The sequence below is a fragment of the Kriegella aquimaris genome (assembly GCF_900103215.1).
Lineage (GTDB): Bacteria > Bacteroidota > Bacteroidia > Flavobacteriales > Flavobacteriaceae > Kriegella > Kriegella aquimaris.
This window is the reverse complement of the sequence record NZ_FNGV01000002.1, coordinates 303,366-313,020: the sequence shown is the minus strand read 5'-3', so window position 1 is coordinate 313,020 and position 9,655 is coordinate 303,366. Positions and strand designations below refer to the sequence as shown.

At 38.4% G+C, this 9,655-nt stretch carries 7 protein-coding genes; 1 reads left to right on the top strand and 6 read right to left on the bottom strand.

The window, feature by feature from the left end:
* Nucleotides 1-14 precede the first annotated feature (14 nt).
* The 3 genes from BLS33_RS06430 to uvrC all read right to left on the bottom strand — a co-directional run bounded on the left by BLS33_RS06430 (nt 15) and on the right by uvrC (nt 6,817).
* A complete protein-coding gene (locus BLS33_RS06430; RefSeq protein WP_089886656.1) occupies nt 15-2,447 on the bottom strand; it encodes a TonB-dependent receptor in 2,433 nt (810 codons plus the stop codon).
* Nucleotides 2,448-2,733: 286 nt separating this feature from the next.
* The gene (locus BLS33_RS06425; RefSeq protein ID WP_089887110.1) at nt 2,734-5,007 is read right to left on the bottom strand and encodes a patatin-like phospholipase family protein; all 2,274 of its coding nucleotides are present in this window, start codon (nt 5,005-5,007) and stop codon (nt 2,734-2,736) included.
* A gap of 22 nt (nt 5,008-5,029) precedes the next feature.
* Nucleotides 5,030-6,817 (bottom strand): excinuclease ABC subunit UvrC, encoded by a 1,788-nt coding sequence (uvrC, locus tag BLS33_RS06420; protein ID WP_089886655.1) that lies wholly within the window; start codon nt 6,815-6,817, stop codon nt 5,030-5,032.
* 560 nt (nt 6,818-7,377) lie between these two features.
* On the opposite strand from uvrC, the gene BLS33_RS06415 reads away from it, so the two are divergent.
* Complete coding sequence (locus BLS33_RS06415) at nt 7,378-7,947, top strand: 5-formyltetrahydrofolate cyclo-ligase (RefSeq protein ID WP_089886654.1); 570 nt, start codon at nt 7,378-7,380, stop codon at nt 7,945-7,947.
* Here BLS33_RS06415 and BLS33_RS06410 read toward each other — a convergent pair.
* The 3 genes from BLS33_RS06410 to BLS33_RS06400 are packed head-to-tail and all read right to left on the bottom strand — an operon-like array spanning nt 7,926 to nt 9,650.
* Complete coding sequence (locus tag BLS33_RS06410) at nt 7,926-8,585, bottom strand: lipoprotein signal peptidase (RefSeq protein WP_089886653.1); 660 nt, start codon at nt 8,583-8,585, stop codon at nt 7,926-7,928. The genes BLS33_RS06415 and BLS33_RS06410 overlap by 22 nt on opposite strands.
* A 32-nt stretch (nt 8,586-8,617) precedes the next feature.
* On the bottom strand, nt 8,618-9,238 hold the full coding sequence (locus BLS33_RS06405; protein ID WP_089886652.1) for a DUF4097 family beta strand repeat-containing protein: 621 nt from the start codon (nt 9,236-9,238) through the stop codon (nt 8,618-8,620).
* A gap of 28 nt (nt 9,239-9,266) precedes the next feature.
* Nucleotides 9,267-9,650 (bottom strand): TraR/DksA family transcriptional regulator, encoded by a 384-nt coding sequence (locus BLS33_RS06400; RefSeq protein ID WP_089886651.1) that lies wholly within the window; start codon nt 9,648-9,650, stop codon nt 9,267-9,269.
* Nucleotides 9,651-9,655: the final 5 nt, after the last annotated feature.

The window sequence follows — 9,655 nt, the reverse complement described above, 5'->3', positions numbered from 1 at the left end:
ACCTGAAAACCATCTTAATTCTTATCTATATATTTTAGCTCAAACAAATCGGGGTTAACCGTATTCAGCGACTTTTTATAGTAGAAATCGATAATCTGGATTTCTAAATATTTTTCCAATTCCGTCGGATCAGCAATGTTGTCGTACTGTAGAAATGCTTGAGTAGCCATTGCCTCTTTAAAACTTTTTAAGTATCCCTTAGGACTTTCAATAACCTGCCTTGAATCGTATGCGGCAAATTGGTTTTCAATCCAACGGTGACCGACCAACTTTTCCAAACGGGTCTGCTCGTCGGTCAAAAGCGCTTGATAACCTTCCGCCAAAGCCTTGTCCTTTTCCGTATACCGCGATTTTGCCTTTCCGTTCAATGGGTGTTTGTCTGCCTCTAGTTTTTTTATGACAAATAATTTTTCCAAGGCCATATCCAATTCAAGCATATCTTCCTGAATTTTAGCAATGACATTGAAGAGTGCATCATCATAAACCTCCTTAAAATCATCAAAAGCATAAAGCTCCTTCAAAAAAATTAGGGCCTTTTCTTTATAGTTTTCTTGTTTTGTTTGCTCTTTTACAGTGGCCAAGAGTATTTTCAGGTCATCTTTTTTAAACTGCGGAATATCAGTAAACCCAGAACTTTCATACACATTGGTCAATTGTTCGTTTAGTTCATAAATTGCACCACTATATGATACATCTCGATACCGAAAACTTAGGGTATTTTCTCGTGAAAGTAGTTCATCGTGACTGCGACCACGATTACCAGATTCTATTTGTAGCTTAAAATTATCGAAAGCATAACTGTAACCGAAAGTTATAGTAAGGTCACGGCCCGTGTTCAAAACCGAATTACGAAAAAGTGCCATAAAATTAAGGCTTATGTTATGCTTTTGTAATAGGGAATAATTACTACCCAATCGAAAATTATACACATTGTTCCGGTTTGCACCGTTCGTAAATGCGCTATTATATGAACTTGAAAAATTGGTGCGTAATTTTTTCTCGAAAAATTGCTTTCCGATAGCCAGTGTTGGCCCAAGTGTCAGATGATTGGCTTCCGCTATGGTATTGTAAGAAGCATTACCGGCCAGAGAAATATTAAATGCCAGCTTCGGATACCCCAAAGTGTAAGCCGCTACTCCGTTATAGAATGAATTGTCGCCACCTTCAATGGTTTCCCCCTCTTGCTGATTAATACTATTGTGGTAAACCAAATTGAGACTAGTACTGTGCTGTTTGGCCTCTGTTTTCTTAACGACATAGTTTATTCCCAAATTAGCATTTTGGGAAATTTGCCGGTAGTTCAGGGTATCAACATTGTCTAAAACACCAACTTGGTTGATGTAATCGAACTGGTCTCGAATATTGGTGTATGATTGAAAATTGCTATAGGATGAATTAATGCCCAAACGTTCGGAAGCCGTTAATTTGGCATTGACCGAACTAACAATACGTTGCTGATCAGATGATTTGGCCTTATCGAGATTATTTTGCTGCAAACCTGCATTGACGCTGAAGTTCAGTTTATTATCAAAAAGGGTCTGACTGGCGTTTATTGTAATATTTTCAAGGTCGTTATTGAAATAGTAAGCTCCCAAAGTCTTATAGTCTGGGTCAATACGTTTATAACCGATACCTAGAGTACCGTTTCCAGCGGGGTAATCGAAAGATGCATTCAATGCGCTATAATAGTTCGAACTGATGTTTTCCTTTAATAGAAAGGAAAGCAACCCGCTTTTCAATGGAGTAGCCGTTAAACGGGAGTCTTCGGTAACCCCAGAAATGGCATATTCAACTCTGATTTGGGCTTTTTCGAAAACACTAAATTGCGTTTCAAAGGAAACCACTGCGTTATCTTTAGGTGAAAGTTCCAGCTCTATAGGAAACGATGTTCCTATTGAACTATCTTCATCACCAACCTTCAATAGAATAACCCCCAACTTCATAAAATCGAAATCATAAGCCGCCTTCATACCATAACCCATACGTTTGTAGGCCGCAATGGCAAGAGGTTCTTCAAAATTGTATTCCGTAGCCTTCAAAAATCGCCCGTACATGGCACTGACTTGAAATTTTCCTTTGGGATTCAGGTCAAATCCACCTCCTGTAAATTGATGTCCTGCTAAAGTATAGGGCGAAAAGGTCATACTCACATCACCAATATGTGCCATAGCCCATTTATAGGAAGGATGTAAACTTAACCGGTTAAATTTGAAAGGATTAGGAAAATCGAACTCCTGATTCGAATAAGTAAAAGATAACGGAATACTGTAAAGCCCGGCAATATTGAAGTTAAGGTTCCCAGTCAGATAGTAAGTTAGATTCTGCCGATTTGCCGTTCCGTCGTAGTACACTGCGTTGGCCGCAACGCCACCATTATAGCGCAACCACTTTTCTTTGCCCACTTGGTCAAAATTGATACTCTGGGAAAAACCTAGGGCGTGTAACATGAGAAATGGGACTATGAACGTATGCAAAGGGCGTATCTAAAGTCATAAAATTAAGTTAAAAAAGCATCAACTTATAATATTTTCGATGAATGGCTACAAAAAAATATAATAATTCTTCTCTTTTTTTGAAGATTATTCTTGTTAAAATATGTAATCATAAACTAAACATTCTAATGATATGTCCATGATACTTCCGCAATTTGCGTCCTATATACATCTCATTATTAGGAAAGAAATCAGTTTGAAATAGTAATCAGCTTTCGGTAAATTATTAACCCCTACCTCACTAAAACCAGTACCCTATACTAAAAAAGAAGTTGCTAAAATTGCCTTCAGGCGACCAAGAATAAAGCACTTGAACAGGGCCCAGAAAAGACTCCCAACCATAACCGATGCCGTAGCCCGAAAAATCAGGTTCGGTAAACCACTCCCCTGTTCGAAAAAGGTCATCATCGACATTGGCATAGTTTGCTGAAAGCGTAAAATGGTTTTTAGGGGTGAACTCCCAATCTACCCTGCTGTAGGCCTTTACAAAACTATTGCCGGGTAAACTTAAAAAGTCATACCCCAAAAAAGGCACAAAATTGTTGATCAGGTTAGTGCCGTACCCTCCTAAAACGAAATCGTACGTAGCGATGCCCGAAGTACCGAGCTTAAACCCACCCAAGGTTTCAAAATTTAAGGAAACGTTTTTTGATACCGAAAACGCCCCCCCTATTTTTGCTTTGGCAATTGAAAATTCCTTGAAATCATTATTAAAATCAGAAGAAAGTATGTAAAAGTGAAAGTCCCCGTCAAAAAATAGCCCCCTAGTAGGGAAATATTTGTCATCGTAGGTATCTAGCACAAGTTTCCCAAATGCGCTGTAATAATTACTCTTTTCGAACAATACCCGGCCCTTGGAGCCCGCAGTCACGCCAGCAACACCCTCATCTTCTTCATTAAAGAAATTACCCAAGGTTCTTGTACTATATTTCAAGAACTTATGTTCGACACCTAAACTGAATGCAAATTCTTCTTTTAGAACGGTTTGAATATAGAATTGATTGGAAAAGTCGGTAACATCAAAATTTATAGTATTGATGTTCGAAGTGTTCGTAATGTCGAAATTACCGGCAACCAACCCATAATCTACTTCTTTTTCAAACGCATTGAACCTAGAATTTAAACCGAAGCTCCAATAGGCGCCTTTATCAACAAAATACTTAAGGTCATATCTTACGTTATCCCCAAAAATAAAATCAAGGGAGCTCACGTCATCTTTCATCAAAAGATTTTTATGGGTTATATTTATAAGAGCTGCCGTTTTATATAAATCGTCATAATGTGCCCCCAAACGAATATAGGTTTTTATCGGATTTTCTTTCAAATCGAGCACTAGATGTACCTCGTCACTGCTAGACAATAATTCGTATCTGATGGTTTTAAAGTTGCCCGTCGCTGAAAGATTGTTTAGGCCCTGTTGTAATTTTTCAAAAGTAATTTTATCAACTAGATCAAACCTTAGCTTCCCTTTTACATAACCTCTGGTATAATTTTCGTTGCCCGTTAGCACGAGCCGGTCTATTTTAATACTATCCCGCATTTTTACCGGTTTTATTTTGTCCCCGGGGGAAGCTTTTTGTTTCGATAGCTTCTTTAACGCCTCCATTTTCTCCATAGCGGCACTGGTTCCACTATCGATAATTTTCTGCCCCGAATTAAAATCGACTACCGAAAAATCACCGATATCGGGTTTGATATAGATATCGGTCATGGCAGATTTCTCAACCATATCCAAGGCCGTTCTGTAATTGTTGATTTGTAGTAAAATTTCAGTTGCTGATAAAAGAGCTTCCCGGTCACGAAGACCGTGTTGTACATCGACCCCGATAATAATATCGGCACCCATGTTTCTTACCTCTTGAATAGGATAGTTATTAACCACACCCCCATCTATCAAAACCTTCTCGCCCATCGAAGCAGGTTCGAACAAAGAAGGCAAGGTTCCACTGGCCATTATGGCCTCAGGAAGATATCCCTTATCGAGTAATACTTCTTCACCTGTTTCTACGTCGGTTGCAATACACAGAAAGGGAATCGGTAATTTGCTGAAATCGGAGACATCTTTAACATGGTACAATATTCTTACCAATTCATTGTAGACGTTTTGCCCGCCCGAATAGGCTTGAGGAAACGAGACCTTTAAGTTGTCGAAAGGCAGGGTCAGCGCATATTTTTCTGCCGCTTCCTTTTCATAGAATGACTTGGCGCTACGTGGCAAATTGTCTTGAATGAGATTCGTGAAATCGATACTTCTAAAAATAGAATCCAGTTGCGTAGCGGAATACCCCGAAGCGTATAAACCGCCAATAATAGCCCCCATGCTCGTACCGCCAATATAATCGATTTGAATACCGGCTTCTTCGATTACTTTCAAGGCCCCAATATGGGCAAGTCCTTTGGCACCGCCACCACTTAATACAACCCCAACTTTAATATCCTGGTTACTCTTCACGTTCTGGGCTAAAGAAAAGAAAGAGCAAATTAAAAACAGTACTGAAACACTTAGTTTTTGCATAGTGCGATATAAGTCGTTTTTTTTAATGAAATGTTTCATATATTTTTTTCGCTCTAGCCATTCCGACACTTTTAGCCAAATTTTCTATGGAAGCTTCCTTGATCCGCTTTACCGATTTGAACTTTTTCAGTAACTCTTCCGCCGTTTTCTCGCCAATTCCATCGATTCCCTCCAATTCGGAATTAATGGCGGCCTTACTTCTTTTGTTTCTATGAAATGTGATACCGAACCGGTGGGCCTCATTTCTGAGTTGTTGTATTATTTTTAGACTTTCCGACTTCTTATCGAGATAGAGGGGTATGGGGTCTTCAGGAAAATAAATTTCTTCCAACCTTTTGGCGATTCCTATAATTGCTATTTTACCCCGTAATCCCAATATATCTAAACTTTTTACAGCTGATGAAAGCTGACCTTTGCCTCCGTCTATTACAATCAATTGGGGCAAGGATTCATCTTCTGCCAATAGGCGCTTATAACGTCTAAAAACGACTTCCTCCATAGATGCAAAGTCATCTGGGCCTTCCACCGTTTTGATATTATAATGCCGATACTCTTTTTTTGATGCCTTTCCGTTCCTAAACACGACACAGGCAGCCACCGGATTGCTTCCTTGTATATTACTATTATCGAAACATTCGATATGGCGAGGTTCTTGAAATAGCCGCAAGTCTTTTTGCATTTGGGCCATTATTCTATTGGTATGCCGATCTGGGTCTGTAATACGTATCTGCTTGAAGCGTTCTTGTCGAAAGAATTTGGCATTACGCTCAGAGAGCTCTAAAATCTTTTTTTTATCACCGAGTTTAGGTATCGTAACTTTTAAATGTGGTTCTACGATAACCTTGAACGGAAGATAAAGCTCTTTCGATTGTGAGTCGAAGCGTTGTCTTATTTCTACAATCGCCAGCTGAAGTAATTCTTCGTCAGTCTCATTCAGTTTCTTCTTTATTTCCAATGTATGTGAGCGAATGATGGATCCATGGGAAAGCTGTAAAAAATTGACGTAAGCAAACGTATCTTCCGATATAATGGAAAACACATCGACATTATTGATTTTGGGGTTTACAATCGTAGTTTTCACCTGATAGTTTTCCAGTATTTCTATCTTGTCTTTTATACGTTGTGCCTCTTCGTATCGCATTTCACTGGCCAAGGCCTTCATTTGGTGCCTGAAATAATGGAGTGAAGATTTAAAATTACCCTTTACAATTTCACGAATATCGGCAATCTGCCTGTCGTATTCCGTAATGCTCTGTAACCCTTCACAGGGACCTTTACAGTTGCCTAAATGAAACTCCAGGCATACTTTATATTTTCCCGCATTTATCTTTTCTTGAGAAAGGTCATAGTTGCAGGTACGAAGCGGGTAAACGCTTTTGACGAGATCCAATAAGGTCTTTACCGTTTTCATACTGGTATATGGCCCGTAGTATTCCGATCCATCTTTTATAAGTTTCCTTGTCGGAAAAATTCGAGGAAAACGTTCATTCTTAATACATATCCATGGGTATGATTTATCGTCCTTAAGAAGTACATTGTACCTAGGCCGATATTTCTTGATAAGATTGTTCTCTAATAGCAGCGCATCAGATTCTGTGGGTACAACAATATGTTGAATCGAACGAATCTTTTTTACCATGACCCTCGTCTTACCGTATTCATGGTTTTTTGTAAAATAGGATGACACCCTTTTCTTTAAATTCTTGGCTTTACCTATATAAAGGATGATATCTTCGGAATCGTAGAATTGATATACCCCCGGACTATTAGGCAGTGTGCTGAGTTGAACTTTGATAGGTACTTGGGGCATTTTATAATGGGCGGATTAGTTACTCCCTATTTGAGCAGTTAAATTACTATGTTTTTGTAAAACTAGCGGTTGTTCGTATTATTTTAACGTTACCCCAAACTCGACTTGCCCTCAATTTTCTAAGGCAAACCATACCTGATTTAACGATTTTCATCTTCTGATAATGGTTTTAACATGTCAAAAGATTACCGATTTTCTTTTAAGCATTGAAATCATTACAGAATTTATCGTTTTAACGAAAATCTTAAAAACAGAATTAATCATTGGCAGTCAATATTTTACACGACTCGGAATTAAACCAATGTAGTCTTTTGGTTAGAAATCTGTTAAAGTTTCTTAAAAAATGTGCACTTCATCGATAAAAATGTGCACTTGATAGGATTTCAAAGAAAAAATTCTTTAAATTTAAAGACAAATTCAATTTTACACATGGATAACTATTTAATAATGCTAGGCATGTACCTCATCTTAATGATTTTTGTTAAGGTATATGTTTCGGTTGCCACGAAGGATTAAAATCAAAATGTCATTCTAGTGAATGCACCGATTAATCCCCCAAAATGCTAAAAAAAAGTCTGCGCTCGAAATATTTGAAACGCAGAGAAGAAATGTCGGCCCAAGAACTTCTCGATGCCGACCTGAGTATAGCTAATAATCTCTTACAACTTCCTGTCTGGAAATTTAGCAATTACCATATTTTCCTTTCTATTTCAGAAAAGAACGAAATTGATACTACCCCCATACTTTCTATAATACAGGGCAAGGATAAAAACATCATTGTTCCTAAAATGAATGAAAACGATACGCTTTCAAACTACTTACTTACCGACAATACCAAATTGATTAAAAATAAGTGGAACGTTCCTGAACCCATTGATGGTATTGAAATATCGGAGAAAAAATTGGACGTTGTATTCGTTCCTCTTTTGGCTTTTGATAAAACAGGTCACAGAGTGGGATATGGAAAAGGATTTTACGACAGGTTTTTAAGTAATTGTAAACCAGATGTTATCAAAATAGGCCTTTCACATTTTGAAGCTGTGGAAAAAATTTCCGATGTGGATGACCATGATATCGCTTTGAACTATTGTGTTACCCCAACAAAAATCTACTCCTTTGAAGCGGTCTGATTTCCTTCGATCGAATCGGTTTCCTCAGTATTACCGAACGCTTTTTTGTTAAATACCAAAAGTATACCTACCCCCGTACTGATTGCCGTATCGGCAACATTAAAAACAGGTTCGAAGAAGCGAAAATTATTACCTCCTACAAAAGGAACCCATTCTGGCCAGACGGTATCGATCATAGGAAAATAAAGCATATCTACCACCTTACCGTGAAATATGCCGCCATAGGGGTCATCAGAAAACAATGTTGCAACTTGATTGTTACTATGATCGAACAAAACTCCGTAGAAAACCGAGTCAATAATATTGCCTAATGCTCCCGCAAAAATCAAGGCAACGGCAATAATTAATGTCTTTGAAGATTTTTTACGAATGACGTCGAACAGCCAATATCCGATACCCGCCACTGCAAACAATCTGAATACGGTCAATATCAGTTTTCCCGATCGCTCGGAAATTGGCAAAAAATCACTCAATTTGGCACCCCATGCGGCCCCTGAATTTTCGATAAAAAGTATTTTAAACCAACTGAAGACTTCAACGGGCTCACCAAGAACAAAATGGGTCTTGATATATAGTTTGCTCAACTGATCTACGATCAAAATAGCAGCGATTAAAAGTAAGGACTTATTTAGGCTCATTCGTTACAATAATAAATGCAAAAGTAGACATATTATTCGGTTTTCTTAAGATGGATATTTCCGGTTGTGGTGCGTAAAACCAAACTAGTGTTGCCGTTAGGTATCGATAAACTATCGACATGCCCATATTTACTGCTGGCCAGAATAGAGGCGCCAGAACTACTCACCATTATATCGCCGCTCTGGGTCATAACATTCGCCGATTCAGAAATATTCTTCAAGGTACACTTTCCGTCGTTCAGCGTTACCCTTAAAAAACGATAGTTCCCAGATGCGAACACATTGCAACTTGTACCATGGAGGTAGACATCTTTCTGTGCGGGTACCCTAATTTTCAGTGCAATCGAAATCACCTTATGGGCACTTAATTTGTCATTCGGGCGAACAAAATTTGGTTGAAAATCAGCACTAACCGCAGTAGTGGCCCCATCCTTATTTACGGTTAATAGAAGTTCTTTGCTATATTCTCCATCTATCGTAGCCTCTATAAGCATTTCGTTCGTAGTACCCGTTTCTATTTCGACCTTAAAACAATTGGCAGCATTTACCCTAATAAATGAGGTACTGGGATCAATAAACGATTTTTTTACCACTTTTTGGGCAGTCAGGAGCGTAGTGGGCAAAAAGAGGAGCAAGCAAAAAAACTTTTTCATATTAAAAAACGCCCCGAAGGGCGTTTATCTATTTCTGCATATTCTTAGCCTCGATGCTCAATGTCGCATGCGGCACAAGTTTTAGTCGTTCTTTATTGATCAGTTTTCCCGTCACCCGGCAAATACCATACGTTTTGTTTTCTATACGCAACAAAGCATTTTTCAAATCTCTAATGAATTTCTCTTGACGAATGGCCAACTGCGTATTGGCTTCCTTACTCATGGTTTGCGAACCTTCTTCGAAAGCCTTAAAGGTTGGTGAGGTATCATCGGTACCATTATTGCCATCATTCATATAAGAGCTTTTCAGCAATTCTAGATGACTCTTCGCTTTTTCTATTTTTTGCTCTATCAAAATCTTGAATTCTCCCAAATCTTTGTCCGAATATCTAATTTTTAAATCTTCTGCCATACTTT

What these genes read in the sequence shown, in the direction of transcription:
- BLS33_RS06400 (WP_089886651.1), bottom strand. Translation starts at nt 9,650, where the DNA reads ATGGCAGAAGATTTAAAAATTAGATATTCGGACAAAGATTTGGGAGAA.
- BLS33_RS06425 (WP_089887110.1), bottom strand. Translation starts at nt 5,007, where the DNA reads ATGCAAAAACTAAGTGTTTCAGTACTGTTTTTAATTTGCTCTTTCTTT.
- BLS33_RS06405 (WP_089886652.1), bottom strand. Translation starts at nt 9,238, where the DNA reads ATGAAAAAGTTTTTTTGCTTGCTCCTCTTTTTGCCCACTACGCTCCTG.
- uvrC (WP_089886655.1), bottom strand. Translation starts at nt 6,817, where the DNA reads ATGCCCCAAGTACCTATCAAAGTTCAACTCAGCACACTGCCTAATAGT.
- BLS33_RS06410 (WP_089886653.1), bottom strand. Translation starts at nt 8,585, where the DNA reads ATGAGCCTAAATAAGTCCTTACTTTTAATCGCTGCTATTTTGATCGTA.
- BLS33_RS06415 (WP_089886654.1), top strand. Translation starts at nt 7,378, where the DNA reads ATGCTAAAAAAAAGTCTGCGCTCGAAATATTTGAAACGCAGAGAAGAA.
- BLS33_RS06430 (WP_089886656.1), bottom strand. Translation starts at nt 2,447, where the DNA reads ATGTTACACGCCCTAGGTTTTTCCCAGAGTATCAATTTTGACCAAGTG.